The sequence below is a fragment of the Kribbella sp. NPDC004875 genome (assembly GCF_042873375.1).
Taxonomy (GTDB): domain Bacteria; phylum Actinomycetota; class Actinomycetes; order Propionibacteriales; family Kribbellaceae; genus Kribbella.
Map to the genome: position 1 here is coordinate 350,512 of NZ_JBIALI010000006.1, position 25,731 is coordinate 376,242.

Consider the following 25,731-nt stretch of genomic DNA (forward strand, 5'->3'; position numbering starts at 1 on the left):
GGGCCTACCAATCAACCGAGATGAGGACGGAGTCGAGGAAGAGGAAGTTCCGCACCGAGCTGTGGGTGCGCACCGAGAAGTAGAAGTTCAGCAGGTTCTCGAGCGTCTCGTAGCGTTCCTCGTACGGCGGAACCGGGACGTCGCGCATGTCCATCACGCGGTCGTTGACCTGCAGTTCGACGTTCTGTCGCTTCTCGGTGTCGATCAGCCAGCGCAGGTAGTGCCAGTTCACCTTGGTCGGTACTTCGTTGTAGCAGAGCTCCTGCGGCTCGCCGAACGGCTGCCAGTCCTCCGGGTTCGGCGCGGTGAAGTCGGCGGCGTACTCCAGTTTCACCTTGCCCTCGAAGTGCTCGCGCGGGGTCGGCTCGGGGACGGTCGGCGCCATCCACTGCCGGGTGAAGTGGTTGTCCAGGTCCGTGTTCTGGTAGCGCGCGACAGTGTGGTAGCGCAGCCCGCCGTCGCCGCACAGGTCGGTGGCAACCGTGAACGCGCCGAACTGGGCCTCCGACGGGTGGGTGTTGCCGTCCCACTGCACGTCGCCGAAGTTGTCCAGTTCCGCGCCGCCGCCGAGGGTTGCCTCGGACTTGAACGCGAAGTACGTCTCCAGTTGCACGAGGCCGCGGCCGCTCATCGTGAGCCGGCGGATCGCGACCGCGGTGTGGCCCTTGTACGGGCGGGTCGCGAGCTTCAACGCGTACGTGCCGCTGAGGGCTCCGTGGGTACCGATGTCGAAGAAGTTGCAGGCCGACAGCTGGGGCGGCCGGAAGTCGCGCATGTGGTCGTCGACCGTGCTGAGGTCGCCGCGGCCGTTGTAGTTGCCGAGCAGCTCGGTCCAGCCGTGCGTCCCGCTGTCGAACTCGTCGAACGCCAGGATGCGCGGCAACGGCGAGAACTTGGACAGCTTCGGATCGGCGGACAGTAAGGCGGCCCGGACGTCGGAGGTCGTCATTGGGTGAAGTTAACGTTCACGGGAAATGACCGTCAATCGACTGTTCCGCCCCCTGCAACGGCGGTCTATTGACACGTAAATCACACACTTCTACGGTGCATTAACGCTACCGTTAACGTTCACGGAATCGAGGCAGCATGCAGTCGTTGAGCCGCGCCCTCACCGTGCTCGCCGAGCTGAACCGCGAGGATCGCCCGTACGGCGTCACCGAACTCGCCGGCACCGTCGGTCTGCACAAGAGCACCGTGCATCGCATCCTGGCGACCTTCTGCGCGCACGGCCTGGCCGCGCAGGTCGACGACCACCGCTACACCGCGAAGGACGGTCTGGCCGCGCTGCGGCAGGCAACAGCACGTCAGGCGTCGCCGGAGCACTCGCTGGCAGAGCTCGGCGCCCGCCTCGGTCGCCTGGTCGTACTCGCGAAGCCGCTGCCGAAGAGCGCCGGCCTGGTCCTCCAAGTCGCCGACGTGGCAGGCGGCGGTGCACGTGCGAGTGCCGACTACGCGCTCGACGCGCTACCGCCGCGGGGTGGTGCAGCGGTGAGCGGTTCTGGGCCGGCCGCCAGCAGCGTTGCCGGCCGCTCACCGGTTCAGCCGGGTCATGCGGTCTCGCTGCGGCGCAGCGCGCTCGGTCGCGCCTACCTCTCCGCTCTGCCGGTCGACCAGGTGACGGGAACGCCTGATCTGCTCGACGCCTTGCAGCGGATCCGGGTGTCCGGCTTCGCGCACAACGCGCGACCGGTGGCTTCGCTGCCGCGGATGGTCGCGGTGCCGGTGCGGGCCAACGACGGCTCCTGCGCGGGCGCTCTGGGCGCCGAGCTGATCCAGCCGGGCTCCGTCGACGAACTCCGCCGCGTGGTCTCCGTACTGCGGAGCGGCGTCTGATGGCGGCGTACGTCGTCCGGCGACTGTTCTTCTCGCTGTTCGTCCTGTGGGGCGCCGTCACGATCATCTTCGTCGTACTGCGACTCGTGCCCGGCGACCCGGCGTACATCATGCTCGGGCCCGACGCGGACCAGGCGCAGGTGGCCGCGTTGCGGGCGCAGCTCGGTCTCGACCATTCGCTGATCCAGCAGTACGCGACGTACCTGGCGAACGTCGTGCACCTGGACTTCGGGCAGTCGTTCCGGTTGAACGCGGACTCGATGACGCTGGTGCTGCAACGGGTTCCGGCCACGATCCAGCTGGCGACGACCGCGTTGCTGCTGTCGTTGCTGATCGGTCTGCCGCTCGGGGTGATCGCCGCGCTGCGGGCGCACAGCTGGGTGGATCGGGCGATCTCGGTCTTCTCGCTGATGGGCCAGTCGACGCCGTCGTTCTGGCTCGGCATCGTGTTGATCCTCGTGTTCGCACGCGGTCTCAAGGTGCTGCCGAGCGCCGGATCGGGGACGTGGTCGCACTTGGTGCTGCCGACGATCACGCTGGCGCTGCCGTTCCTGGCGATCCTGGTCCGGCTGACCCGCAGCGGTCTGCTCGAGGTCGTGCACGAGGGCTACGTGCAGACCGCGCGGGCGAAGGGGCTCGGCGAAGGGGTCGTCGTCCTGGTGCACGCGTTGCGGAACGCGCTGATCCCGATCGTGACCGTGGTCGGGCTGCAGTTCGGCGCGCTGCTCGGCGGCACCGTGATCGTCGAGACGGTGTTCGCCTGGCCGGGCGTCGGACGGTTGCTGATCGACTCGATCGGCCGCCGCGACTACGGCGTCGTCCAGGCCTCGATCTTGCTGGTGGCAACCATCTTCGTGGTGATCAATCTGCTCGTTGACCTGCTCTACGGATTCCTGGACCCGCGGGTCCGGCTGGCTGGTGACTGACGTGACTGCAGAACTCTCGATAGCGGCCCCGGCGACCGCGCGCCGCCGTACCAAGGCCGGATCGGTGCGGATCCGCTTCGGGTTCGCGGTGATCGCGGTGTACGTCGTGGCCGCGGTGATCGGACCGTGGCTGATCCACTACAACCCGGTCGCAACCCGTACAGCGGACCGGCTGAAACCGCCGTTCAGCCGGCTGTCCGACGGGTCGTTCGCGATCTTCGGCACCGACCAGGTCGGCCAGGACCTGCTGGCGCAGATGTTGCAGGGGGCAAGGATCTCGATCGCGGTCGGACTCGCGACGCTGCTGCTGGCGGGCACCATCGGGGTGACGATCGGCCTTGCCGCCGGGTACTTCGGCGGCTGGCTGGACGGCGTTCTGATGCGGCTCGCGGACATCCAGCTCGCATTCCCGTCGATCCTGCTGGCGATCTTCATCGCGGCGCTGCTCGGCCCGTCGGTGGTGAACGTCGTGATCGTGCTGGCGGTCGCGAACTGGGTGACCTTCGCGCGGGTCGCCCGCGGTCAGGCGCTGGCGACCCGGCGGCGAGAGTTCGTCGACGCGTCGCGGACGCTCGGCGCCGGCACCTGGCGGTTGATCACCCGCTGCGTGCTACCGGCCTGCGTCGCGCCGGTGCTGGTCGTCGCGACCGTCGAGATCGGGCACGTGATCCTCGCCGAGGCGTCGCTGAGCTTCCTCGGTCTCGGGACGCCGGCTTCGACTCCCAGCTGGGGCGTCACGATCGCGAACGGCCGGAACTATCTCGCCGACGCCTGGTGGATCTCGACGATTCCGGGCATCGCGCTGGCCTTCCTGGTGATCTCCCTCGGCGTGCTCGGCGACGCGCTCCGGGACCGCTACGACCCGCGGCTGAGGAGCATGTGATGGCTTTGCTGAGCGTGCGCGACCTGCGCGTCGAGTTCGCCACATCGGGCGGCGTGGTGACCGCGGTCGACGGTGCGTCGTTCGAGGTCGGCGCCGGTGAAACCGTTGCCCTGCTGGGCGAATCCGGCAGCGGCAAGAGTGTCACCGCGCAGGCCGTGATGGGCATCGTGCCGAAGCCCGCCGGCCGGGTGAGCGGCGGCTCGATCACGTACGACGACCGCGACCTGCTCGCCCCGGGTACGGCGAAGGGCCTGCGCGGCCGCGAGATCGCGATGGTCTTCCAGGACCCGTTGAGCTCGCTGAACCCGGTGTTCCGGGTCGGGGCGCAGATCGGGGAGATGTTCCGCAGACACCGCGGTGCATCGCGGAAGGAGGCCCGGGCGGCCGCGCTGGAGCTGATGCAGCGGGTCGGGATCCCGGCCGCCTCGAAGCGGCTGGACGACTATCCGCATCAGTTCTCCGGCGGGATGCGGCAACGGGTGATGATCGCGATGGCACTCGCGCTGTCGCCCCGGCTGCTGATCGCGGACGAACCGACGACCGCCCTGGACGTCACGGTGCAGGCGCAGATCATGGACCTGCTCACCCGGCTGCAGGCCGAGGAAGGCATGTCGCTGGTCCTCATCACCCACGACCTCGGCGTGGTCGCGGACGTCGCCGACCGGGTGGTGCTGATGTACGCCGGTCGCGTCGTCGAGACCGGCCCGCTGCGTGAGGTCTACGAGCACAGCGGGCACCCGTACACGTCCGGCCTGATGGGTTCCGTCCCCGCCCTCGACGGTCCCCGCGATCGCCTCGTCCCCATCCAGGGATCACCGCCGGACCTGCTGGCGCTCCCGTCCGGCTGCTCGTTCCGTCCCCGCTGCCAGTACGCCGACGCGCTGTGCGCCGAAGCGGAACCCGCCCTGCGGCAGCTCGCCGACCGGCCCGCGACCCACCTCGCCGCCTGTCACCACCCGGAAGGAGCCCTCGCCGATGTCCACTGAGTCTCCGCTGCTGTCGGTACGGGACCTGCACACCTCGTTCCCGATGCGGTCGTCGGTGTTGCGGCGTACGGTCGGTCAGATCCAGGCCGTGGCGGGGGTCTCGTTCGACATCCCGGCCGGCGGGACGCTCGGCCTGGTGGGGGAGTCGGGCTCCGGGAAGTCGACCGTCGCGCGGACCATCATCGGGCTGGAGAAGGCGCGGTCGGGGAGCATCGTCTTCGACGGCGAGGAGCTCACCTCGTTGCCCAAGGCCTCCATGCGGCGGGTCCGCCGGCAGCTGCAGATGATCTTCCAGGACCCCTACGCGTCGCTGAACCCGCGGGCGACCGTCGAGCAGATCATCGCCGAGGCGTGGCTGATCCACACCGACGTCGTACCCCGGAACCGGCATCGCGTCGAGGTCCGGGAACTGCTCGAGCGGGTCGGGCTCAACCCCGACCACGCGCAGCGTTATCCGCACCAGTTCTCCGGTGGGCAGCGGCAGCGGATCGGGATCGCGCGAGCGCTCGCGCTGCGACCGAAGCTGGTGATCTGCGACGAGGCCGTGTCCGCGCTGGATGTATCGGTGCAGGCGCAGGTACTGAACCTGCTCGACGACCTGCGGCGCGACCTCGGGCTCGCGTACCTGTTCATCGCGCACGACCTGTCCGTCGTCCGGCACATCTCGGACCGGGTGGCGGTGATGTACCTCGGGCGCGTGGTGGAGACGGCGTCGCAGGACGAGCTGTTCACGCGCCCGCTGCACCCGTACACGCAGGCGTTGCTGTCGGCGGTGCCGGACCCGAAGCCCTGGGACAAGCCGGCCCGTGAGCAGATCATCATCGGCGGCGACGTCCCGTCTCCGGCGGATCCACCGTCGGGGTGCCGCTTCCGCACGCGGTGCTGGAAGGCGGAAGACCGCTGTGCGCACGACGTTCCCGAGCTGACGACCCGCCTCGAGTCGCACCCCGCCGCGTGCCACTTCGCCACCGAGCTCGCAGGAGCCGCCCGATGACCGAACTCGTCCTCCTCCGGCACGGCGAGTCCGTGTGGAACGCCGAACACCGGTACCAAGGCCAGCAGGGTACGGGCCTCAGCGCTCGTGGACGGCAACAAGCGAAACAGGCGGCGGACTATCTGCGGTCGTACTCGTTCGACGCGATCGTTGCCAGTGATCTCCAGCGCGTGACCGAGACGTTGCAGCCGTACCTCGACACGCTCGACCAGCCGTTGGTCCGCGTCGATCGACGCTGGCGGGAGATCGACGTCGGGACGTGGGGCGGCCGGACCTTCACCGAGGTGTACGCCGACGAGCCGGAGGTCGTCGACGCCTTCGCCCGAGGCGAAGACCTCGCCCGCGGGGGCGGGGAGACGTTCGCACAACTCCGCACCAGGGTGTGGGAGGCGGTAAGTGAGCTTGCCGGGCATGAAACCGGCGCCGGGGGCGGGGTGGATGCGGACGCGGGGGCGAGGGTCGGCCGGAGCGTTCGGCGGGTGCTTGTCGTAACGCACGGCGGGCCGATTCGAGTGGCGGCTGCGGCGGCGCTCGGGCTGCCGGCGGGGGCCGAGATGGCGCTGGATCCGCCGCTGAACTGCTCGCTCACCACGCTGCGCCTCGACGGACTCGCGGCGTACAACGTACCGACCGGGACGGACCGATGACCTTCACCTTTGTCGCGATGACCTACAACCTGTGGGCCGACTTCCACCTCGACCAGCGCCGGGACGCACTCACCAGTCTGTTCACGACGCGGCCGCCTGACCTGCTCGCCGTACAGGAACTCCGGCCCGTCACCCGCAAGCTCCTCGACGACGCCCTTCCCGAGCACGACCGCGTCGACGGGACGGCCGGCTGGGAGACCCAGAGCAACCTCTGGTGGCGGCGCGACCTGTTCGGCTACCTGGAGCACGGCGCCGAGGACGTCGGCATCCTGTCGCCCGACGCCCGGCTCTTCTGGGTCCGGCTCCGCACCCCGGACGGCACCGAACTGCTCTTCAGTACGGCGCACCTCACCTGGCCCGGCCACCCGGACGAGCGGGCCGACCACGTCAACCGCCGGATCGCGCAGGCGCGTGCGATCGGCGAGGCGCTCGAACGCCTGGCCGGCGCGCACGCCTGCCTGTTCACCGTCGACATCAACGACATCGGACCACCGCAGTGGGAGCTCGGCAACGCCGGGTTCCTGGACAGCTTCACCGCCCTCGGCCGGCACTCCCCGGTGACCCACCCGGTCGTGCCGACGGTGGCCACCGGCCCGATCGGCACCCGGTTGTCACCGCTCGCCTCGCCCCCCAAGGCGATCGACTGGATCTTCGGCCGCGGCCCGCTCGCCGCCCGGTCCAGCGAGGTCGTCGACTTCTTCCACGACGGCCGCGCACCCTCCGACCACTACCCGGTCGTCGCCACCTACACCCTGCAGCACCCCTGAGGAGACCCCTGTGTTGAGGAAGCGAATCGTCGCGGCGCTGGCTGTGGCCGCCCTCGCGGCGTTGAGTGCCTGTTCACCGGCGAGTGAGCCGGGCAGTGACGGCGAACAGATCCTGCGGTACGCGCCGGCGATGTTCCCGGTGTCGCTGGACACCCACAAGTACGCGGGTGAGGAGGCGGTGCAGACCGCGATCCAGCAGATCATGGAGCCGCTGGTCCGCGTCGACGGCGGCAAGATCGTCCCGGTACTGGCGACGTCGTGGGAGAACCCGGACCCGAACACGTGGGTCTTCAAACTCCGCTCCGGCGTGAAGTTCTCCGACGGTACGCCGTTCACCGCGAAGGACGTCGTCGCGTCGTACCAGCGGCATCAGAAGCTCGACGGTCCGCTCGTCCCGCTGTACTCGACGGTGACCTCGTTCGCCGCGACCGACGACCAGACGGTGACCGTGAAGACCAGCAAGCCGCTCGGCACGTTGCTGAGTTCGCTGACGCTGCTGTTCATCGGGCCGGCCGACAAAATCAACACCGACGGGTTCTTCAGCAAGCCGATCGGGACCGGACCGTTCACTGTCACGGCGTTCCAGCCCGACGAGAAGCTCGAGCTGGCCGCGAACCCGACGTACTGGGACGGAGCTCCGAAACTGAACAAGCTGGAGTTCGTGAACATCCCGGAGGTGGCGGGCCGGATCACCGGACTGGAGAACGGCGAGGTCGACGTGCTGACCCAGATCCCGCCGGACCAGGTCGGGTCGGTGCAGGGGAGCGACGCGATCACCTACTCCACCACACCGAGCTGGACGTACTACTTCGACTGGTTCAACTCGAACCGCAAGCCGTTCAACGACAAGCGGGTGCGGCAGGCGATGTGGCACGCGCTCAACCTCGACGGCACCGTGAAGGACCTGTTCGGCGATCTGGCGTCGGTGGCGCAGGCGCCGGTGACCCAGGGCGTGATCGGGGCGCCGAAGCTCGCGCCGTACAGCTACGACCCGGCGAAGGCGAAGCAGTTGCTCGCCGAGGCCGGGTACCCGAACGGGTTCACGACGTCGATGCAGTGGCCGCTCGAGGGTGGGCCGAACATCCGCGCGCTGGCGCAGGCGATGATCTCGGACTGGGCGAAGATCGGCGTCACGGTCAAGCCGCTGGAGAAGGAACGTGCCCAGTGGCTGGAGGACTTCGGCAAACTCAACTGGGACATGAACCTGCAGACCAACGTGACCGGCACTGGTGACGCCGACTACACACTGGCCCGCCTGTACGTGTGCTCCGCCAAGCGCAACGGCTACTGCAACCCCGCGCTCGACAAGCTGCTGCTCGACGCCCGCTCGTCGGTCGACCAGGCCGCCCGCCCGAAGCTCTACGAGCAGGCCGGCCAGATCATCTGGGACGACGCCGTCGGGGTGTTCCCCGCCGACCTCGCCTCCAACGCGGCCGTCCGGAACCGGGTCAAGGACTTCGTGATGCCGCCGAGCGGCCGCCCGCTGTTCGCGAAGGTCTCGGTCTCGGGAAGCTAGCGGACCTGCAGCACCCAGTAACCGGCGCCGCGCCCGCGAGTTCACGCTCGCGGCCACGGCGCCGGTGCCGGTCCGGGCAAGTTGGTGAGTGATGCAGGTCCGCGCCTTTCGAGCGACACCTTTCGAGTGACATGGAAAAGCTGCCCCTCCCGCCCGTTCAGCACCGAAGCTTGGTCACGGTTCCGACCGTTGACCTGGTCAGGGGTTGACGGGCCGGAGGGGCGCGGTCTAGCGTCCGGGAAATCGATTGCTCAGCCGAGCGCGGAGGCCGCATGACCGAAGCACCTGCCCTGATCCGGATGGTCGGGATCGGGAAGCGGTACGGCGGTGTCCAGGCGTGTCACGAGGTGGATTTCACCCTCGGCGCGGGCGAGGTACATGCGCTGCTCGGCGAGAACGGCGCGGGCAAGAGCACGCTGATGAAGATCCTGTCCGGCGACGTCACCGAGTTCGACGGCACCATCGCGATCAACGGCGCCCCGGTCCGGTTCAACGGGCCGACCGACGCGCAGGCGGCCGGGATCGCGATGATCCACCAGGAGCTCGACCTGGTCCCCGCGCTGTCCGTCGCCGACAACATCTTCCTCGGTCGCGAACTGCGCAGCCCGCTGCGCACCGTCGACCGCCGCCGGATGGAACGCGCCGCCCGCGAGCTGCTCGATCGCGGTGGCGTCAGGCTCGACCCGCGCCGCCCGGTCGGCGAGCTGCGGGTCGGCGAGCAGCAACTCGTCACGATCGCCAAGGCGATCTCGCTCGACGCGCGGGTGCTGATCATGGACGAGCCGACCTCCGCGCTCACCACCACCGAGGTCGAGCGGCTCTTCGACGTGATCCGTGAGTTGCGCCGCGACGGCGTCGGCATCGTCTACATCTCGCACCGGATGGAGGAGATCGCGCAGGTCGCCGACCGCGCGACCGTGCTCCGCAACGGCCGGATCGTGACCAGCTTCGACCCGCGCGAACTCAGTACCGCCGAGGTCGTCGAGGCGATGGTCGGCCGACCGGTGCAGACGATGTTCACCACGCCGGACACCGCCACCGGCGACGAACTACTCCGTGTCGACAACCTGGCCCTGAAGCCCCGTCGCCCGCGCCCCGGCCGCCGCGACCCGGACGGAATCTCGCTCACCGTCCGCTCCGGCGAGATCGTCGGACTCGCAGGCCTGCTCGGCGCCGGCCGCACCGAGCTCCTCGAGACCCTGTACGGCGTCGCGCCGGGCGGCACCCGAACCGGCCAGATCCTCCTGCAGGGCAAGCCGATCCGCCCGCGGGGTCCGCGGCAGGCGCTTGCCCAAGGCATCGGATTCGTGCCCGAGGACCGGCGCGCGTCCGGCCTGGTGCTCTTCCACTCGATCCTCGCCAACACGGTCGTCTCGAGTCTCCCGGCGTACGGGCGGCTCGGGGTGGTCGCGCGGCGGATGGAGCGGGCCGCGTCGGTGCGGATGGCGGACCGGCTGCGGTTGAAGTTCGGCCGCCTGCAGGACCAGGTCGGCACGCTGTCCGGTGGCAACCAGCAGAAGGTGGTGTTCGGCCGGATGCTGCTCACCGAGCCGCGGCTGCTGCTGCTCGACGAGCCGACCCGCGGCGTGGATGTCGGTGCGAAGGCAGAGATCTACCGCTTGCTCGGCGAGCTCGCGGCGCAAGGACTCGGCGTACTGCTGGCGTCGTCCGAGCTCCCCGAACTGGTCGGTGTCTGCGACCGCGTCGTCGTCCTGCGGGACGGGCGCGACGTGGCGTCGTTCAGTACGGCGGATTCGGGTGAAGGCGATCTGCTGGCGGCGGCGATGGGACAGGGAGCAGTGTTCGACGAGGTCGGAGGAGTGCAGTGACCGACGTACAGGACAAGACCGTCGAGGCCGCGCCGCGGGAGCAGCGCAGCGTCGCGGCGACGCTGTTCCGGTTCCAGAGCGTGTTCGGGCTGATCGCGGTGTTCGTCGCCGCGATCGTGTTCTCACCACGCAAGAACGGCGAGATCCTCTTCATCAGCGCGGACAACCTGGCCAACGTGGTCCGGGCGGTGTCCGAGATCGGGATCATCGCGGTCGGGATGACGTTCGTGATCCTGATCGGGGGCATCGACCTCTCGGTCGGCGCGGTGCTCGGGCTCGCCGCGGTCGGGTCGGCCGTGCTGATGGTCGAGAACAACTGGGGCTTCCTGCCCTCGGTCGTGCTGGTGCTCGTGATCGGCCTGCTCTTCGGTGCGCTGCAAGGCATCGCGACCGCGATGATCGGCATCCAGTCCTTCATCGTCACGCTCGCCGGCCTGCAGATCGCCAGAGGTCTGGCCCGAATCTGGTCCGGCGGCCAAGGCGTCGCGATCGCGTACGGCGACGGGCCGAACGAGGCGCCGGCGTCGTTCGCGCTGCTCGGTGAGCGCACGTTCGGCGGTCTGGTCCCGATCCCGGTGATCATCTTCGCCGTGGTCGCGATCGCCGCGGTGGTGTTCCTCCGGGTCAGCGCGTTCTCCCGGCACCTGTACGCCGTCGGCGGCAACGAGAAGGCCGCGCGGCTGTCCGGCGTACCGGTGGTCCGGGTGAAGATCGCGGTGTTCGCGATCTGCGGGTTGCTCGCCTCGCTGGCCGGCATCGTGCACGCCGTACAGCTCAACCAGGGCAGCCCGAACGACGGCCTCGGCTACGAGCTGGACGCGATCGCCGCGGTGGTGATCGGCGGGACCAGCCTGGCGGGTGGCCGCGGTTCGGTGGCCGGGACCGTGGCGGGGGCGCTGTTGCTCGGCGTACTGAACAACATCCTCGCCCTGAACAACATCGACTCCAACATCCAGCTCCTGATCAAGGGACTGGTGATCGTTGCCGCGGCCGCGCTGCAGCGACTCCGCCCCACTTCGTAAGGAAGGCTCTGTCATGCGCTCACTGAAGTTGCCGATCGCCACCGCCACCGTTGCCACCACCGTTGCTGCCCTCGCGCTGGCCGGCTGCGGTACGACGAACGACCGGACGTCTGGTGCGTCGCCCGGGGCCTCCAAGTCCTGCAAGGGGGCCGACGGCAAGTACACGATCGGGATGAGCCAGGCGAACGTCGCCGAGCCGTACCGGCAGCGGATGGACGACGACATCAAGGCGGCCGCCAAGGACGTGCCACAGTTCGACGTGAAGTTCGCCGACGCGGCGCAGGACAACGCCAAGCAGGTCGCGGACGTGGAGAACTACATCACCCAGCAGATCGACCTGCTGATCATCAGTCCGAACGAGGCCAAGCCGCTGACCGCGGTGGTGAAGAAGGCCTACGACAAGGGCATCCCGGTGATCGTGCTGGACCGCAAGGTCGAAGGTGACGCGTACACCGGGTTCATCGGCGGCGACAACGTGCAGATCGGCCGCGAGGCCGGCAAGTACATCGCCGAGAAGCTGCTCCCGCAGGGTGGCAACGTGGTCGAGCTCAAGGGCCTGGCCGGCGCGACGCCGCAGGCCGAGCGGCACGAGGGGTTCGTCGAGGGGATCAAGGGCAACCCGAAGGTCAAGGTGATCGCGAGCGCGAGCGGTGACTGGCTGCGGGAGAAGGGCCAGTCGCAGATGGACGCGCTGCTGAAGGCGAACCCGAAGATCGACGTCGTGTTCTCGCACAACGACCCGATGGCCGAGGGCGCCTACCTGGCCGCGAAGGCGGTCGGCCGCGAGAAGGAGATGAAGTTCACCGGTATCGACGCGCTGCCGATCCCGTCCGGCGGTATCAAGGCCGTCGAACAGGGCCGGCTGTCCGCCACCTTCACCTACCCGACGAACGGCAAGGAAGCGATCGCCGCGGCCAAGAAGATCCTGGTCGACTGCGGCACCATCGAGAAGACCCAGACGCTCCCGACGCGGCTGATCGACGCCTCCAACGCGGCCAAGATCTACGCTGAAGAAAACCCCACCAGCTAACCACCCACCCACCCCATCCACCCCACCCGCTCACCCCACCGCCCGCCCCGCCGCCCGCCTACCGGCCGCCCGGCCGCCCAGGCATTTGAGGGGTGCACCCGTCACTTGGCCCGTTCACCAGTTGCGTGCAGCGGGTGAACGGGCAACGGGCGAGGTGAACCCCCCCAAGCTGAGGCGGTGGGTGGGTCTGTTCGCCGACAGCAGGGCGTCCGGCGACCGGGGCCGGCTGAGCAGATCGAGGGCCGCGCGGTGCACCCGGACCTCTGTCGTGCACTTTACGTACGTAACCTCCAGGGCTTACCAGTGACATGAGAGGATCACCCGCGTGACTGCCTTGCCGAGTGTTTCGTACTCCATCACCGTTCGCCTCGAGGTGCCCGCGGGTGGCTCGACGGTGAGCAAGCTGACGACCGCGGTCGAGCAGGCCGGCGGCCTGGTCACGGCGCTCGACGTGACCGCGTCCGGGCACGAGCGGCTGCGGATCGACGTCACCTGCGCCGCGGCCGACACCGAGCACGCCGGCCGCCTGGTCGAGGCGATGCGCGCCGTACCCGGCGTCGAGATCGCCCGGGTCTCGGACCGGACGTTCCTGATGCACCTCGGTGGCAAGATCCAGATGGAGTCCAAGCACCCGATCCGCAACCGCGACGACCTCTCGATGGTCTACACGCCGGGCGTCGCGCGGGTCTGCCTGGCGATCGCCAACAACCCCGACGACGCCCGCCGGCTGACCATCAAGCGCAACAGCGTGGCGGTGGTCACCGACGGTTCCGCCGTACTGGGGCTCGGCAACATCGGCCCGAAGGCCGCGCTGCCGGTGATGGAGGGCAAGGCCGCGCTCTTCAAGCGCTTCGCCGGGATCGACGCCTGGCCGCTGTGCCTGGACACCCAGGACCCCGACGAGATCGTCTCGATCGTCAAGGCGATCGCGCCGGGCTTCGCCGGCATCAACCTGGAGGACATCTCCGCGCCACGCTGCTTCGAGATCGAGGCCCGGCTGCGCGAGGAGCTCGACATCCCGGTCTTCCACGACGACCAGCACGGTACGGCGGTCGTCGTGGTCGGCGCGTTGTACAACGCGCTCCGCGTGGTCGGCAAGGACATCACGAACGTGCGGGTGGTGCTGTCCGGCGCCGGCGCGGCCGGTACGGCGATCCTGAAGCTGCTGCTCGCGGCCGGGGTCAAGGACACCTGCGTCGCCGACATCGACGGTGTCATCCACACCGAGCGCGCCGGGCTGTCGCCGGAGCTGCGCTGGATCGCGGAGAACACCAACGCGGCCAAGTACAGCGGCGATCTGAAGGGCGCGGTCGCCGGGGCGGACGTGTTCATCGGCGTCTCCGCGCCGAACATCCTGACCGGTGCCGACATCGCGACGATGAACAAGGACTCGATCGTGTTCGCGCTCGCCAACCCGACCCCCGAGGTGGACCCGGCCGAGGCGGGCGAGCACGCCGCCGTGGTCGCGACCGGCCGCAGCGACTACCCGAACCAGATCAACAACGTACTGGTCTTCCCGGGGGTGTTCCGCGGTCTGCTCGACGCGCAGTCCTCGAAGGTGTCGGTCGAGATGGAGCTGGCCGCCGCCCGGGCGCTGGCCGGCGTGGTGACCGACGAGGAGCTGAACGCGGCGTACATCGTGCCGAGCGTCTTCCACCCCGAGGTGCACACGATGGTGGCGCACGCCGTCCGCGACGCCGCCGGCGGCAAGGCGCCGGCGCACGAGAACTACCCGGACGACGCGCCGGCGTGACCGTGTCCGTGGCGGGGGAGACCAAAGCGAGCCGGCGGACCGTCTGGCTCTGGCGGATCGCGTTCGTCGCGGCCGTCGCGCTGCAGCTGTACGGCGTGTACGCGCCGCGCGAGGCGGGTCCGCACGTCGGGATCCCGCAGATCGACAAGGTCGCGCACTTCTTCCTGTTCGCGGCCGTGGCGTTCACCGGGCTGAAGGTCGGCGTACCCGCTCGCTGGTTGCTGGGGGCACTCGCCGCGAACGCGATCGTCAGCGAACTCGTCCAGCACTGGCTGCTTCCGCAGCGCGACGGCGACCCGCTCGACGCGCTCGCGGACCTGGCCGGGGTCGCGTTCGGCGCCTGGATCGGCTTCCGCGCGAACCGTCGTACGCCATGATGGGGGTATGACGGTCTCGACCCTGACCGGTTCGCTGCTGGTGGCGACCCCGTTGCTCGACGAACCGCCCTTCCGCCGGTCCGTGATCCTGCTGCTGGACCACGACGACGACGGTGCACTCGGGGTGGTGGTCAACCGCGCCGCGGACCTGTCCGTGGACCGCGTACTGCCGGACTGGTCGTCCACGGTCGACGAGCCCGGCGTCCTGTTCATGGGCGGCCCGGTCGGCACCGACAGCGCCCTCGCGGTCGCCGAGGTGATCGAGTCCACCGACCCACCCGGGTGGCGTGGCTGCTTCGGGAGGATCGGGCTGGTCGACCTCGACGTACCGCCGGAGCTGCTCGAGGGCGCCATCGCCCGGATGCGGATCTTCGCCGGGTACGCCGGCTGGTCCAGCGGCCAGCTCGAGGGCGAGATCGCCGAAGGCGCCTGGTACGTCGTCGAGTCCGAACCCGAAGACGTCTTCGGCCACGCCCCCGAAACCCTCTGGCGCCGAGTCCTCCGCCGCCAGAACGACCAAATGGCCTACCTAGCCACCTACCCCGACGACCCCACCCAGAACTGACCCTGACCTGTCGAACGAGCGCCGCCTGAGGCGACCGCGGTGGGTGAGGTGCTCGGTTGGGTGGGCGGCTGTGAGCGGTGGCGGATTATGTGACCGCTAGCGTGTTGCAGCACGCCAGCGACCACATAACCCGCCAGGCGTGCGGCAGCGACGGGAGCCGGCGCGGCCTGACGCAGTGGCGGGCTACTCCTCGCCGCCGTCGTTGCCTTCGTCGCCGGGGTTGAGGGAGTCCCAGATCTCCTTGCACTCGGGGCAGACCGGGAAGCGCTCGGGGTCGCGGCTCGGGACCCAGACCTTGCCGCAGAGGGCGACGACCGGCGTGCCCATCACCATCGCCTCGGTCAGCTTGTCCTTGGGCACGTAGTGCGAGAACCGTTCGTGGTCCCCGTCGTCCAGTGACGGCTTGGTGCGCTCGTCGACGACCGTCTCCGCGCCGGGGGTCAGCTGAGTACTCATACCCCCGAGTGTAGGCCGCGTCACCAGCCGATCCGGAACTTTTCCACAGCCGGACGATTCGCGGGCCAACCCGGGGCAGATCGCGGCATGTTCTCTGACGTGACCGATCGAAGGAGGCAGTATGAGTCTCGTGGAACCCACTCCCGACCCGCCGGACGTCCTGACCCGAGTGGCCGCGCCGATGACCAGAGCCGATCTCGATCGGATGCTCGATGACGGGTACCGGCACGAACTCATCGACGGGGCGCTCCTCGTGACACCGAGCCCGTCGTTCAACCACCAGGATATGGCCGTCAACCTGTTGATCCAGCTGAGGCAGGCGTGCCCGCCGGAGCTCTATGTCATGGCGGCGCCGTTCGATGTGGTGCTGGCGGACGACACGGTGATGATCCCGGACCTCCTGGTCGCTCGCCGTGACGCGTTCACGAAGCGCGACCTGCCCGGGCCGCCGCTGCTTGCGGTCGAAGTGTTGTCGCCGAGCACGCGGCGCTTCGACGTGATGGTCAAGTTCTCGCGACTCGAGGCGGCGGGGTGTCCGGCGTACTGGGTGGTGGATCCCGACACGCCGAGTCTGATCGCCTGGGAGTTGCGGGACGGCGCATATACGCAGGTCGCGAAGGCTACGGGGGAGGAATCGGTGCGGTTGACGAGCCCGTTCGACGTGACGGTGGTGCCGGCGGATCTGATCTCGTAACGGATCTCGGGTAACCTTCCTGCCCGGCTCACTGTCGTCTTTCGGGGGAGTAGCTCTCTGTGGATTCGCATGTGCCGGCCAGCCCCGGTGTGCTCCCCCCGGCGTACCCGGATCGCGCCGCCTGGGGAACCGCGAACAAACTGCGAGCCTGGCAGGCGGAGGCGCTCCAGCTCTATCTCGACAGCAACCCGCGGGACTTCCTCGCGGTCGCGACGCCGGGTGCGGGCAAGACCACCTTCGCACTGACCGTGGCCGCCGAGCTGCTGCATCGGCGGCAGATCGAGCGGATCACCGTGGTGACGCCGACGGAGCACCTCAAGGTCCAGTGGGCCGAGGCCGCCGACCGCGCCGGGATCGCGATCGACCCGTCCTTCGCCGGACGGCGGGGCAAGACCAACAAGGACTTCCAGGGCGTCGCGGTGACGTACGCCGGGATCGCGGTGAACCCGCTGGCGTTCCGGGTCCGGACCGAGCGGTTCAAGACCCTGGTGATCCTCGACGAGGTGCACCACGGCGGTGACGCGCTCAGTTGGGGTGAGGGCGTCCGCGAGGCCTTCGAACCCGCCGCTCGCCGGCTCTGCCTGACCGGTACGCCGTTCCGCAGCGACGACAACCCGATCCCGTTCGTCACCTACGAGACGGGTCACGACGGCGTCGCCCGGAGCAAGGCGGACTACACCTACGGGTACGGGCACGCCCTGCGTGACCACGTCGTCCGCCCGGTGATCTTCATGTCGTACTCCGGCGAGATGCGCTGGCGTACGAAGGCCGGTGACGAGGTCGCCGCACGACTCGGCGAACCGCTGACCAAGGACCTGACCGCGCAGGCGCTGCGTACCGCGCTCGACCCGGCCGGTGAGTGGATGGGTGCAGTGCTCTCGGCGGCCGACAAGCGGCTGACCGAGGTCCGGCGGCACATGCCCGACGCCGGCGCGTTGGTGATCTCGGGTGACCAGAACACGGCCCGTGCGTACGCGAAGACGCTCCGGGAGATCACCGGCGAGTCGCCGACCGTCGTGCTGTCCGACGAGAAGGCGGCGAGCAAGAAGATCGCGAAGTTCTCCGAGGACGAGTCCCGGTGGATGGTCGCCGTACGGATGGTGTCCGAGGGTGTCGACGTGCCGCGGCTGGCGGTCGGCGTGTACGCGACACCGACCTCGACGCCGCTGTTCTTCGCGCAGGCGGTCGGCCGGTTCGTCCGAGCGCGGAAGCGGGGTGAGACGGCGTCGGTGTTCGTGCCGTCGGTGACCCGGCTGCTCGGGTTCGCGGCCGAGATGGAGGTCGAGCGCGACCACGTCCTCGGGCGGAAGAACACCAACGAGGACGGCGACATCTTCGCCCTCGAGGACGACCTGCTGAAGCAGGCCAACCAGGCCGAAGGCGCCAGCGACGAGATCGAGGGCAACTTCGAGGCGCTCGGGTCGGACGCGAGCTTCGACCGCGTGGTGTTCGACGGCGGCGACTACGGGACCGGCGGCGAGAACGCGTCGGACGAGGAGCTCGACTTCCTCGGCCTGCCCGGACTGCTGGAGCCGGATCAGGTGCGGGAGCTGCTGCACAAGCGGCAGCAGAAGTCGCTCGCGGCGCAGAAGAAGTCCCGGCCGGCGGCGGCCGAGCGCGAGGACCCGACCCCGGCCGAGCTCGCCACCCACGAGCAGATCGCACTGCTCCGCCGCGAGCTGAACGGCCTGGTCGCCGCGTGGCATCACCGCACCGGCCAGCCACACGGCGTCATTCACAACGACCTGCGCCGCAAACTCGGCGGTCCCGCGGCCGCGCACGCCTCCTCGATCCAGCTCAAGGAACGCATCGAACTCATCCGGGACTGGGCCGCCCAGCGCCGAGCCTGAGCCCGCCCGCACCAAGCACACCTGACACCCCGTCCTGGGATCCAGGACGGGGTGTTTCCGTGCGTGGCGAAGTGTTGACGTAGTGCTAGTGGTCCTGCAAGCTTCGACTACCAAGCTGCAAGAAGTCGTCAATCTAACGCAATTTCTCAAACAAACCTCCCTACCGCCCCCGATGGAGGACCTCTCGATGCGCCGGAAGATCCTGCTGCGGCTGTTACTCGCCGCCGTCCTGCTCACCCTCGGCTCGAGCCCTGGCCCGGCCGCCGCCAAAGCGACAGCCGCCGCCAAGGCGACAGCCGCCAACCTGGCGAAGACCCTCTCCGCCAGCACGTCACTCCCCGAATACCCCAGCGCGAACGCCGGCGACGGCAACCAGAACACCTACTGGGAGAGCGCCAACAACACCTTTCCGCAGTGGATCCAGGCCGATCTCGGCGCGACGAGGGACGTCGATCAGGTCACGCTGAAGCTGCCCGCCGCCTGGGGCCCGCGGACCCAGACGCTGACGGTCCAGGCCAGCGCGAACGGCTCGGCGTTCACCACAGTCGTCAGCGGTACGGCGTACAGCTTCAGCGGGACGAATGTCGTCACGATCGACTTCAGTGCCACCTCGGCACGCTTTGTGCGGCTGACATTCACCGCGAACACGGGCTGGGCGGCCGCGCAACTCTCGGAGTTCGATGTGGCCGGGCCCAGCGGCGGGCCGGTCGAACCGCCGACCGGCACAGATCTCGCCGCCGGCAAGACGATCGAAGCGTCGACCTCGGTCGCCGGTTTCGTCGCCACCAACGCGAACGACGGCAACGCCGGCACCTACTGGGAGTCCAACGGCTACCCGTCGACGCTCACCGTGAAGCTCGGCGCGAACGCCGATGTCACCTCGGTCGCGGTCCGGCTCGACCCCGACCAGATCTGGGGTGCACGCGCCCAGAGCATCGAGGTCCTCGGCCGCGAACAGTCGGCAACAACCTTCACCTCGGTCGTCGCACGCACCGACTACCAGTTCGACCCGTCGGCCAACCAGAACACGGTCACCATCCCTGTCACTGGCCGGTACGCCGACCTTCGACTGCAGTTCTTCGGCAATTCCGGCGCGCCCGGCGGTCAGGTCGCCGAGTTCCAGGTGTTCGGTACGGCGGCTCCGAATCCCGATCTCGTGGTCACGAACGTCGACTGGTCACCCGCGAACCCGACCGAAACCACCCCGATCACGCTGTCCGCGACCGTCAAGAACGAGGGCTCCGCGGCCGCCCCGGCCAGCAGCCTGAACTTCCTCCTCGGCGGCTCGGTCGCCGGCACCGCGAACGTCCAGGCCCTCGCAGCCGGCGCCTCCAGCACGGTCACCGCCACGACCGGTACACATGCCCAAGGCAACTACACCGTCGCCGCCGTCGCCGATCCGGCCAACTCGGTCGTCGAGCAGAACGACGACAACAACACCCTCCAGGCCCCAACCCAACTGGCCATCGCCCAAGCCGCGGGCCCGGACCTCCAGATCACCGGCGTCACGTCGAACCCGGCCAACCCGGCGCCAGGAAACCAGGTCTCCTTCACCGTCGCCGTCAACAACCGCGGCACCACGGCCGCGGCGACCAGCGTGACCCGTCTCACCATCGGATCCACCACGCTCAACGGCAGCACGCCATCGATCGCTGCCGGATCCACCGCGAACGTAGCGATCAGCGGCACCTGGACGGCCGCGAACGGCGGCGCGACTCTCGTCGGAACGGCCGACGCGACCGATACTGTTGCCGAGACCAACGAAACCAACAACATCTTCACGAAGTCGGTCGTCGTCGGACGCGGTGCGGCGGTCCCGTTCACTTCGTACGAGGCGGAGGCCGGTGACTACACCGGAACCCTGCTGACCGCGGACGCGAAGCGGACCTTCGGGCACACGAACTTCGCGACCGAGTCGTCCGGCCGGCAGTCGGTGCGGCTGAACTCGAGCGGCCAGTACGTCGAGTTCACGTCGACCGTCCCGACCAACTCGATCGTGGTCCGCAACTCGATCCCGGACTCCGCCGACGGACAGGGGCTGCAGGCAACCATCAGCCTGTACGTCGACGGCACGTTCAAGCAGAAGCTCACTCTGTCGAGCCACAACAGCTGGCTCTACGGCAACACCGACCAACCCGAAGGCCTGACCAACACGCCGGGCGGCGACGCCCGCCGGCTCTTCGACGAATCACATGCCCTGCTCAACCAGTCGTACCCGGCGGGCACGAAGTTCAGGTTGCAGCGCGACGCCGGCGACTCCGCGGCGTACTACGTCATCGACCTGGTCGATCTCGAGCAGGTCGCGCCGCCGCTGAGCCAGCCGGCCGGCTGCACGTCGATCACGCAGTACGGCGCCGTGCCCAACGACGGGATCGACGACGCGGACGCGATCCAGCGCGCGGTGACCGACGACCAGAACGGCGTCATCAGCTGCGTGTGGATCCCGGAAGGGCAGTGGCGGCAGGAGCAGAAGATCCTCACCGACGACCCGCAGAACCGCGGCCAGTACAACCAGGTCGGGATCAGCAACGCCACGATCCGCGGCGCGGGCATGTGGTACTCACAGCTGTACTCGACGATCGAGCCGCAGAACGCCGGCGGCATCAACCACCCGCACGAAGGCAACTTCGGGTTCGACATCGACAAGAATGTCCAGCTCAGCGACATCGCGATCTTCGGCTCCGGACGGATCCGCGGCGGTGACGGGAACGCCGAGGGCGGGGTCGGGCTGAACGGCCGGTTCGGGACCGGGACGAAGATCAGCAACGTCTGGATCGAGCATTCGAACGTCGGGGTCTGGGTCGGCCGCGACTACGACAACATCCCCGAGCTGTGGGGACCGGCCGACGGGCTCGAGTTCAGCGGGATGCGGATCCGGGACACCTACGCCGACGGCATCAACTTCTCCAACGGGACCCGGAACTCGAAGGTGTTCAACTCGTCCTTCCGCACCACGGGCGACGACGCGCTCGCGGTCTGGGCGAACAAGTACGTCAAGGACCAGTCGGTCGACATCGGCCACGACAACACGTTCGCCAACAACACCGTCCAGCTGCCGTGGCGGGCGAACGGGATCGCGATCTACGGCGGTTACGGCAACAAGATCGAGAACAACCTGGTCTCCGACACGATGAACTACCCCGGCATCATGCTCGCGACCGACCACGACCCGCTGCCGTTCTCCGGTACGACGACGATCGCGAACAACGCGCTGTACCGCTGTGGTGGAGTGTTCTGGGGCGAGGCGCAGGAGTTCGGCGCGATCACGCTGTTCCCGTCGAACCTTCCGATCCCCGGGGTGACGATCCGCGACACCGACATCTACGACTCGACGTACGACGGGATTCAGTTCAAGACCGGTGGCGGGGAGATGCCGAACGTTGCGGTCAGCAACGTGAAGATCGACAAGTCGAACAACGGCTCCGGGATCCTCGCGATGTCCGGAGCGCGCGGCAGCGCCGGCCTGAGCAATGTCACGATCACGAACTCCCGCGACGGCGACATTCTCAAGGAGCCCGGGTCTGCCTTCACGATCACCGGGCAATAGGTACGCACGCACCGGGCACAGCCCCGCCCGGTGTTCCCCCGAGGCCCAGCACCCCATCACGAGGTCGGGGTGCTGGGCCTCAGCCTTTACGGGCGGTAGACGTGCACGTAGTCGATCTGCACGGAGCCGGACGTGACGGCCGGCGGGATCTTGCCGTAGACGAAGAGGTCGAGGATCAGTGCGTCACTGCTGCCGGCGGTGTACGCGCCCTGGCGGCAGATCTCCTTGCCGTCGAGGTACCAGACCGTCTGGTCCGGTCCGAGCTGTTGCGCGATCGTGTGCCAGTCCGTGGTGAGGTCGGTCGGTGACTGGTACGTGCACCCGCCGCCGGGCGACTGGTGGTTGGTCAGGTACAGCGCCTTGTGGTTGTCGCTGTAGAACTCGTAGGTGTCCTGCTCGTTGGAACCGTTGCCGTTCCAGGTCCAGGTGGACGGCCAGAATCCCTTGTCCGCCGGGAGTTTCAGCCGGGTCTCGATGTAGTCACCGGTCTGCACGGCGAACGGTTTCGACGGCTCGTGCCCGCACGCCTGACCGGTCGTGATCAGCGCGCCGGACCACTCGTACCCGTTCGCCGGGTTGTTCTTCCGCGCCGTCATCGTCAGCTTGCCGTCGGCAACCGACAGTGCGTCCCAGGTGTGCCACTCGAGCTGCTGGTTGCCCTTGTTGCCGAGGCACTGGTCGGCTTCCGCGTTCGAGTGGATGGCCCACCTGCTCCGGTCGATCGCCGTCCCGTCGAACTCGTCGGCGAACACCAGCGTGCCCGGACCCGCCGGCACCGTAGGCTCGCTGCGCTGATCGGCCACCGCCGCGGCCGCCGGGATGACCAGCAGCCCGAGAACCACCGGAATCGTAAGTAACTTACGCATCAAGCAGATCCTTCCGTCGGAATCCAACGGATCAAACAGTCGCTTGATCAGGCGCGGCTTGTCAACTTCTGAATTCCGATCACTTCCAGCAGCTGGATCGCCTGGTCGGACGGCGAGCCGGGCTCGGCGGTGTAGAGGACCACGCGCTGGTCGCGTTCGGGGACGACGAGAACCTCGCAGATCACGTCGATGCGGCCGACCTGCGGGTGGAAGATCGTCTGGCACAACGATTGCTGGCGCCCGACTGCATGCCGCGCCCAGATCTCCGCGAACTCCGCGCTCCCGTTCTGCAGATCGCGGACCAGACGGGCGAGTTCCGGGTCGTCCGGGTAGGTGCTGGTCGCGGCGCGCAGGTCGGCCGCTGCCTCCCGGGCGAACTCGCGGGTGGCGTCCTCGCCGAACAGTTCGGTCTGCCGGTCGGTGAGGAAACGCAGCCGTAGCAGATTGCGGTCGCGGGGCGGGAGTGCGGAGAAATCTGTGATCAGGGCCGCCGCCAGCGGGTTCCAGGCGAGGACGTCGTACTTCGCGTCCAGGACCAGACCCGGTACGTCGAGGCGCGTGAGCATCCGCAGTACGCCGGTGCGCACGTCGGAGGGTGGACCAGGAGGGGGACCGGGCTGTTCGCCGGCCAGCCGGAACAGGTGGGCTCGCTCGTCGTCGGACAGTCGCAGTGCGCGAGCCAGCCCGGTCAGCACCGGACGGGACGGCCGCGGGCCGCGGCCCTGTTCGAGGCGGGTGTAGTAGTCCGTGGACATGGTGGCGAGGGCCGCGACCTCCTCGCGGCGCAGGCCCGGGGTACGGCGGCGCGGTCCGGACGGGATGCCTACGTCGGACGGTCGCAGCGCTTCCCGGCGTACCCGGAGGAACTCGGCCAGTCCGTCGCGATCCACGTCGTCCAGGATCGCAGGCCTGGCCGGACGTATCCAGGGAGCGCCGGTCCCAGGGTCGGCTCGCTCTGCCTCGGGTGATCGGGTGCGGGCAGCGTGGACGGCATGACGAAGATTGCGCTCGTGACGGGCGCCAACAAAGGGATTGGCAAGGAGATCGCGCGGCAGTTGGGGGAGCGTGGGTTCCGCGTGCTGGTCGGGTCGCGGGATCTGCGGCGCGGGGAGGTCGCGGTGCGGGAGTTGGTTGCCGAGGGCCTGGATGTGGTCGGCCTGCAGTTGGACGTGACGGATCCGGTATCGGTGCGGGCGGCGGTCGAGCGGGTGTCGGCGTACGGGCGGCTCGACGTGCTGGTGAACAACGCGGCGATCATTCCCGAGGGGGATGATGCGGTGACGCGGATCGGCGCCGAGGTACTGCGGTCCGCGTTCGAGACGAATGTCGTGGGGTTGGTGGCGGTGACGCAGGCGTTCCTGCCGCTGCTGGAGAAGGCAGGGCAGGCGCGGATCGTGAACCTGTCGACGTCGCTGGCGTCGTTCGCGCAGGTCGGGGATCCGGAATCGCGGATGTCGACGGTGCTGACGCTCGGCTACAACGCGTCGAAGGCGGCGGTGAACATGGTCACGGTGATGCTCGCCAACGAGCTGCGCGGCACCGGCATCCTGGTCAACGCCGCCGACCCCGGCAACTGCGCCACCGACATGGGCGGCTGGACCGCGCAGCGCACCCCCGCCCAGGGCGCAGCAGTCGCGGTCGAGCTCGCAACGCTGAACGCCGCCGGCCCAACCGGCCACGTGTACGCCGCAGCGGGCCGCCTCCCCTGGTGAGGCGCGCAGAGCTGGTCAGACGATGGCGCCGGACCAGGCGAGGGCTTGTTTGAGCAGCTGGCCGCGGCCGCCTTCGAGGTCGTTCAGGAGGCTCGGAGCGAGGGCTTCCTCGGGGGTCAGCCAGGTGAGTTCGAGGGCGTCTTGGCGCGGGTTGCACTCGCCGGTGACGGGGACGACGTACACCAGGGCGACCGCGTGCTGGCGGGGGTCGTGCAGCGGGGTCATGCCGGGGAACGGGAAGTACTCCGCGACCGTGACCGGGACCAGCGTGGCGGGCAGCCGCGGGAACGCGGCCGGGCCGAGGTCCTTCTCGATGTTGCGCTGCAGCGCGTCGCGGATCGACTCGTTGTGGAGCACCCGGCCGGAGACCAGCGTGCGGGTGATCTCGCCGGTCGCGGGAGAGGTCCGGAGCAGGACCCCGATGTGCTCGATCTGGCCGAGCGTGTCGACCCGGGCCGGGACCGCCTCGACGTACAGGATCGGCACCCGCGTGCGGGTCTCGGCGAGCGCGAACTCGGAGAGCCAGCCGGGGTTCGGGTCAGGCGTGCGCAACGACGACGTCATGGGGACATCTTCGCTTACCCCCCGAAACCACGAAGCTACCGGGATGGGCACAGATGGTGAATGTGAGTGGGGGAGGGAGGTGGGTGGCGAACCACGAAGCTACCGGGATGGGCACAGATGGTGAATCTGCGTATGGCTGGGAAGTTAGTGGGGTGGGGGTGTGGTCGGGCGGAAGGTGGCTCGGTAGGTGGTGGGGCTCAGGCCGAAGGTGGTGCGGAAGCGGCGGGTGGCGTGGCTCGGGTCGTGCCAGCCGACCATCGTGCCGATGGTCGCGACCGGGAGTTCGGTCTCGATCAGCAGGCCGGCCGCGCGTTCGGCCCGGACCCGGTTCAGGTAGGCCATCGGCGAGATCCCGGCCGTCCGCCCGAACAGCCGGACCAGATACCCGGGCGCGAGGTTGACGGCCGCCGCGAGCCGTTCGAGCGTCCACGCCTCGGCCAGATCCGCCTCGAGCAGCCGCATCGCGTGCTGTACGGCGGGATGCGCCGGCGGTGCACTGCCCGCGGCCAACGCCCCCGGCACGAGCGCGCCGGACAGCAATGCGAACACGTCCGGACCGAGGTACGCGTTCCGCACCACCAGCCCGTCGCACCCGGTGTACCCGTGCCACTCCCCGGGCCGGATGACCACCAGCGCGTCCGGCCCCAACTCCACCTCGCCCGCCGCGGACACATGCGTCCCACGCCCCGCCAGCACCACGGCGACCTCGAAGAACGCATGACTGTGCGGCGCGACGTCCGCGACGACCTCGATCCGCTCACCCGCGACCGGCAGCCGTGGATCCGGGAAGACCGCACTGCTCAGCACGTTGTGCACCGCCGCCTCCAGGAGGTCAAGATCAGTCAAGTCCTGGTCAACCACCGCCTGTCCCCGGCGAGTAGCCGTCCGCGAACCTGGAACCACCTTCCAGGCCA

At 68.9% G+C, this 25,731-nt stretch carries 24 protein-coding genes; 18 read left to right on the forward strand and 6 right to left on the reverse strand.

The features are described from left to right. Window positions 1-4: 4 nt before the first annotated feature. Window positions 5-949, reverse strand: coding sequence for a DUF6772 family protein (locus tag ACFYRH_RS32155; RefSeq protein ID WP_387783180.1), 945 nt, complete (start codon window positions 947-949; stop codon window positions 5-7). Window positions 950-1,086: 137 nt separating this feature from the next. On the opposite strand from ACFYRH_RS32155, the gene ACFYRH_RS32160 reads away from it, so the two are divergent. The 14 genes from ACFYRH_RS32160 to ACFYRH_RS32225 all read left to right on the forward strand — a co-directional run bounded on the left by ACFYRH_RS32160 (window position 1,087) and on the right by ACFYRH_RS32225 (window position 15,128). Further along, window positions 1,087-1,833 (forward strand): helix-turn-helix domain-containing protein, encoded by a 747-nt coding sequence (locus ACFYRH_RS32160; protein ID WP_387783182.1) that lies wholly within the window; start codon window positions 1,087-1,089, stop codon window positions 1,831-1,833. Further along, window positions 1,833-2,759, forward strand: coding sequence for a nickel ABC transporter permease (gene nikB, locus ACFYRH_RS32165; protein ID WP_387783184.1), 927 nt, complete (start codon window positions 1,833-1,835; stop codon window positions 2,757-2,759). The genes ACFYRH_RS32160 and nikB overlap by 1 nt, the downstream gene beginning before the upstream one ends. 1 nt (window position 2,760) lies before the next feature. Next, entirely contained in the window at window positions 2,761-3,642 is an 882-nt protein-coding gene (locus tag ACFYRH_RS32170) for an ABC transporter permease (RefSeq protein ID WP_387783186.1), read from the forward strand. Continuing rightward, complete coding sequence (locus tag ACFYRH_RS32175; RefSeq protein ID WP_387783188.1) at window positions 3,642-4,628, forward strand: ABC transporter ATP-binding protein; 987 nt, start codon at window positions 3,642-3,644, stop codon at window positions 4,626-4,628. The genes ACFYRH_RS32170 and ACFYRH_RS32175 overlap by 1 nt, the downstream gene beginning before the upstream one ends. Then, entirely contained in the window at window positions 4,618-5,622 is a 1,005-nt protein-coding gene (locus tag ACFYRH_RS32180; protein ID WP_387783190.1) for an ABC transporter ATP-binding protein, read from the forward strand. The genes ACFYRH_RS32175 and ACFYRH_RS32180 overlap by 11 nt, the downstream gene beginning before the upstream one ends. Next, entirely contained in the window at window positions 5,619-6,269 is a 651-nt protein-coding gene (locus ACFYRH_RS32185) for a histidine phosphatase family protein (protein ID WP_387783192.1), read from the forward strand. Before ACFYRH_RS32180 ends, ACFYRH_RS32185 begins: the two co-directional genes overlap by 4 nt. Continuing rightward, window positions 6,266-7,036: an endonuclease/exonuclease/phosphatase family protein gene (locus tag ACFYRH_RS32190; protein ID WP_387783194.1), complete on the forward strand. Its 771-nt coding sequence runs from the start codon at window positions 6,266-6,268 to the stop codon at window positions 7,034-7,036. Before ACFYRH_RS32185 ends, ACFYRH_RS32190 begins: the two co-directional genes overlap by 4 nt. A gap of 10 nt (window positions 7,037-7,046) precedes the next feature. Beyond that, window positions 7,047-8,552 (forward strand): ABC transporter substrate-binding protein, encoded by a 1,506-nt coding sequence (locus tag ACFYRH_RS32195; RefSeq protein ID WP_387783196.1) that lies wholly within the window; start codon window positions 7,047-7,049, stop codon window positions 8,550-8,552. A 272-nt stretch (window positions 8,553-8,824) separates the two neighbouring features. Beyond that, on the forward strand, window positions 8,825-10,381 hold the full coding sequence (locus ACFYRH_RS32200; protein WP_387783198.1) for a sugar ABC transporter ATP-binding protein: 1,557 nt from the start codon (window positions 8,825-8,827) through the stop codon (window positions 10,379-10,381). Further along, entirely contained in the window at window positions 10,378-11,403 is a 1,026-nt protein-coding gene (locus ACFYRH_RS32205; protein WP_387783200.1) for an ABC transporter permease, read from the forward strand. The genes ACFYRH_RS32200 and ACFYRH_RS32205 overlap by 4 nt, the downstream gene beginning before the upstream one ends. A gap of 13 nt (window positions 11,404-11,416) precedes the next feature. After that, complete coding sequence (locus tag ACFYRH_RS32210; RefSeq protein WP_387783202.1) at window positions 11,417-12,433, forward strand: substrate-binding domain-containing protein; 1,017 nt, start codon at window positions 11,417-11,419, stop codon at window positions 12,431-12,433. A gap of 325 nt (window positions 12,434-12,758) precedes the next feature. Beyond that, window positions 12,759-14,186, forward strand: coding sequence for an NAD-dependent malic enzyme (locus ACFYRH_RS32215; RefSeq protein ID WP_387783204.1), 1,428 nt, complete (start codon window positions 12,759-12,761; stop codon window positions 14,184-14,186). Beyond that, window positions 14,183-14,563: a VanZ family protein gene (locus ACFYRH_RS32220; RefSeq protein ID WP_387783206.1), complete on the forward strand. Its 381-nt coding sequence runs from the start codon at window positions 14,183-14,185 to the stop codon at window positions 14,561-14,563. The genes ACFYRH_RS32215 and ACFYRH_RS32220 overlap by 4 nt, the downstream gene beginning before the upstream one ends. Before the next feature lie 7 nt (window positions 14,564-14,570). After that, on the forward strand, window positions 14,571-15,128 hold the full coding sequence (locus ACFYRH_RS32225; protein WP_387783208.1) for a YqgE/AlgH family protein: 558 nt from the start codon (window positions 14,571-14,573) through the stop codon (window positions 15,126-15,128). Window positions 15,129-15,311: 183 nt separating this feature from the next. Here ACFYRH_RS32225 and ACFYRH_RS32230 read toward each other — a convergent pair whose 3' ends face one another. Further along, window positions 15,312-15,584 carry a DUF3039 domain-containing protein gene (locus tag ACFYRH_RS32230; protein ID WP_387783210.1) on the reverse strand — a complete coding sequence of 91 codons (273 nt, stop codon included), beginning with the start codon at window positions 15,582-15,584 and terminating at the stop codon, window positions 15,312-15,314. A 121-nt stretch (window positions 15,585-15,705) separates the two neighbouring features. Here ACFYRH_RS32230 and ACFYRH_RS32235 point away from each other — a divergent pair, with 121 nt between their 5' ends. From ACFYRH_RS32235 to ACFYRH_RS32245, 3 genes are all read left to right on the forward strand, one after another. Next, window positions 15,706-16,278 (forward strand): Uma2 family endonuclease, encoded by a 573-nt coding sequence (locus ACFYRH_RS32235; protein ID WP_387783212.1) that lies wholly within the window; start codon window positions 15,706-15,708, stop codon window positions 16,276-16,278. Between the two features lie 59 nt (window positions 16,279-16,337). Beyond that, on the forward strand, window positions 16,338-18,128 hold the full coding sequence (locus tag ACFYRH_RS32240; protein ID WP_387783214.1) for a DEAD/DEAH box helicase: 1,791 nt from the start codon (window positions 16,338-16,340) through the stop codon (window positions 18,126-18,128). Window positions 18,129-18,315: 187 nt separating this feature from the next. Beyond that, entirely contained in the window at window positions 18,316-21,675 is a 3,360-nt protein-coding gene (locus ACFYRH_RS32245; protein WP_387783216.1) for a CARDB domain-containing protein, read from the forward strand. Between the two features lie 86 nt (window positions 21,676-21,761). On the opposite strand, the gene ACFYRH_RS32250 is transcribed toward ACFYRH_RS32245, so the two are convergent. Both ACFYRH_RS32250 and ACFYRH_RS32255 read right to left on the reverse strand, forming a co-directional pair. Continuing rightward, entirely contained in the window at window positions 21,762-22,541 is a 780-nt protein-coding gene (locus ACFYRH_RS32250) for a family 16 glycosylhydrolase (protein WP_387783218.1), read from the reverse strand. A gap of 47 nt (window positions 22,542-22,588) precedes the next feature. Beyond that, window positions 22,589-23,431 carry a helix-turn-helix transcriptional regulator gene (locus ACFYRH_RS32255; RefSeq protein ID WP_387783220.1) on the reverse strand — a complete coding sequence of 281 codons (843 nt, stop codon included), beginning with the start codon at window positions 23,429-23,431 and terminating at the stop codon, window positions 22,589-22,591. A 102-nt stretch (window positions 23,432-23,533) separates the two neighbouring features. On the opposite strand from ACFYRH_RS32255, the gene ACFYRH_RS32260 reads away from it, so the two are divergent. After that, the gene (locus ACFYRH_RS32260) at window positions 23,534-24,253 is read left to right on the forward strand and encodes an SDR family oxidoreductase (RefSeq protein ID WP_387783222.1); all 720 of its coding nucleotides are present in this window, start codon (window positions 23,534-23,536) and stop codon (window positions 24,251-24,253) included. 15 nt (window positions 24,254-24,268) lie between these two features. On the opposite strand, the gene ACFYRH_RS32265 is transcribed toward ACFYRH_RS32260, so the two are convergent. Together ACFYRH_RS32265 and ACFYRH_RS32270 are read right to left on the reverse strand one after the other, a co-directional pair. Further along, window positions 24,269-24,817: an NUDIX hydrolase family protein gene (locus ACFYRH_RS32265; RefSeq protein ID WP_387783224.1), complete on the reverse strand. Its 549-nt coding sequence runs from the start codon at window positions 24,815-24,817 to the stop codon at window positions 24,269-24,271. Window positions 24,818-24,961: 144 nt separating this feature from the next. Next, window positions 24,962-25,663, reverse strand: coding sequence for an AraC family transcriptional regulator (locus ACFYRH_RS32270; RefSeq protein ID WP_387783226.1), 702 nt, complete (start codon window positions 25,661-25,663; stop codon window positions 24,962-24,964). Between the last annotated feature and the right edge of the window lie 68 nt (window positions 25,664-25,731).

What these genes read in the sequence shown, in the direction of transcription:
- ACFYRH_RS32155 (WP_387783180.1), bottom strand. Translation starts at nt 949, where the DNA reads ATGACGACCTCCGACGTCCGGGCCGCCTTACTGTCCGCCGATCCGAAG.
- ACFYRH_RS32160 (WP_387783182.1), top strand. Translation starts at nt 1,087, where the DNA reads ATGCAGTCGTTGAGCCGCGCCCTCACCGTGCTCGCCGAGCTGAACCGC.
- nikB (WP_387783184.1), top strand. Translation starts at nt 1,833, where the DNA reads ATGGCGGCGTACGTCGTCCGGCGACTGTTCTTCTCGCTGTTCGTCCTG.
- ACFYRH_RS32175 (WP_387783188.1), top strand. Translation starts at nt 3,642, where the DNA reads ATGGCTTTGCTGAGCGTGCGCGACCTGCGCGTCGAGTTCGCCACATCG.
- ACFYRH_RS32180 (WP_387783190.1), top strand. Translation starts at nt 4,618, where the DNA reads ATGTCCACTGAGTCTCCGCTGCTGTCGGTACGGGACCTGCACACCTCG.
- ACFYRH_RS32185 (WP_387783192.1), top strand. Translation starts at nt 5,619, where the DNA reads ATGACCGAACTCGTCCTCCTCCGGCACGGCGAGTCCGTGTGGAACGCC.
- ACFYRH_RS32190 (WP_387783194.1), top strand. Translation starts at nt 6,266, where the DNA reads ATGACCTTCACCTTTGTCGCGATGACCTACAACCTGTGGGCCGACTTC.
- ACFYRH_RS32200 (WP_387783198.1), top strand. Translation starts at nt 8,825, where the DNA reads ATGACCGAAGCACCTGCCCTGATCCGGATGGTCGGGATCGGGAAGCGG.
- ACFYRH_RS32210 (WP_387783202.1), top strand. Translation starts at nt 11,417, where the DNA reads ATGCGCTCACTGAAGTTGCCGATCGCCACCGCCACCGTTGCCACCACC.
- ACFYRH_RS32225 (WP_387783208.1), top strand. Translation starts at nt 14,571, where the DNA reads ATGACGGTCTCGACCCTGACCGGTTCGCTGCTGGTGGCGACCCCGTTG.
- ACFYRH_RS32230 (WP_387783210.1), bottom strand. Translation starts at nt 15,584, where the DNA reads ATGAGTACTCAGCTGACCCCCGGCGCGGAGACGGTCGTCGACGAGCGC.
- ACFYRH_RS32235 (WP_387783212.1), top strand. Translation starts at nt 15,706, where the DNA reads ATGAGTCTCGTGGAACCCACTCCCGACCCGCCGGACGTCCTGACCCGA.
- ACFYRH_RS32245 (WP_387783216.1), top strand. Translation starts at nt 18,316, where the DNA reads ATGCGCCGGAAGATCCTGCTGCGGCTGTTACTCGCCGCCGTCCTGCTC.
- ACFYRH_RS32250 (WP_387783218.1), bottom strand. Translation starts at nt 22,541, where the DNA reads ATGCGTAAGTTACTTACGATTCCGGTGGTTCTCGGGCTGCTGGTCATC.
- ACFYRH_RS32260 (WP_387783222.1), top strand. Translation starts at nt 23,534, where the DNA reads ATGACGAAGATTGCGCTCGTGACGGGCGCCAACAAAGGGATTGGCAAG.
- ACFYRH_RS32265 (WP_387783224.1), bottom strand. Translation starts at nt 24,817, where the DNA reads ATGACGTCGTCGTTGCGCACGCCTGACCCGAACCCCGGCTGGCTCTCC.